A 591-nucleotide genomic window follows, 5' to 3' on the forward strand; every position below is an offset into this window, starting at 1 on the left:
ACTTAGAGTTGGGTAATGATGCGATTACCTTCCATGCTCGTTTTAGTGGCCGACCACACTCAGTGATCGTGCCAGTGTATGCAGTTCAAGCGATTTATGCTCGTGAAAACGGTGCTGGAACAATGTTTGAACCAGAAGAAGCGTACACGCACATCGAAGAAGAAACGATTGAAGAAGAAGATTTGTCACCATCTTTTAAGGCGGTGACGGAAGAAACTTCTGAGGAGATTGGTGCAGAATCCCAAGAGGAAGAAGCTCCTCGTCCTAAAGGTCGACCAAGCTTAAGAGTGATTAAGTAAATAAAAAGCAGCGTTAACGCTGCTTTTTTTATACTTCGGTTTCAAGTTTTTCAATATCGTTTAGTCACTGATGGTAAACGTCTCGACATCTGGATCACTATCATCTTGTGTCTGTGTCTGTGTCTGTGTCTGTGTCTGTGTCTGTGTCTGTGTTGTCACACCGTCGCTAGGTAAATCGACTTTAACTGGTTCTGCGTCTCCGTATTGGAACCCTTTGATCACCTGTTTTACGCCAGAGATATTGCGCGAAATCTCCGTCGCGCGTTCACCTTGCTGAGCGGTTACATAGCCA

1 protein-coding gene and 1 pseudogene are annotated in these 591 nt (G+C 45.0%); one reads left to right on the top strand and one right to left on the bottom strand.

All coding sequences use genetic code 11. The features are described from left to right. The coding region (locus R7R78_RS27980) for a ClpXP protease specificity-enhancing factor SspB (RefSeq protein WP_225474836.1) at window positions 1–299 on the top strand (299 nt) is incomplete at its 5' end. 60 nt (window positions 300–359) lie between these two features. Here R7R78_RS27980 and R7R78_RS27985 read toward each other — a convergent pair. Continuing rightward, window positions 360–591, bottom strand: a pseudogene (locus tag R7R78_RS27985) (hemolysin); the annotation flags it as partial.

Source organism: Vibrio sp. 2134-1 (assembly GCF_033339495.1).